The 229-nt window shown below is 59.0% G+C and carries 1 protein-coding gene; it reads left to right on the top strand.

The annotated features are described in order from the left end of the window. A partial coding sequence (locus tag ACW5XD_RS24005) for a transposase (protein WP_456497030.1) occupies positions 1 to 229 on the top strand: 229 nt, incomplete at both ends.

The following is a 229-nucleotide window of genomic DNA, read 5'->3' as shown; positions in this document are numbered from 1 at the left end:
CCGGCTTGAAAGTGTTTGGCGAGGGCGAATGGAAGGTCAGAAAGCATGGCCATGACAAGCGCCGGGTCTGGCGCAAATTGCATCTGGCGGTGGACCCGGCGAGCCACAACATCGTGGCAGCCGAGGCCTCGTTGGAAGATATTCATGATGCAGAGGTGTTGCCGACCCTGTTCAATCCGCTACGCCGAGCCCTTGGGACCGTGTATGCCGATGGCGCATATGACACCAA

The sequence above is a fragment of the Aeromonas enterica genome (assembly GCF_054052465.1).
This window is presented reverse-complemented; position numbering and strand designations above follow the sequence as displayed.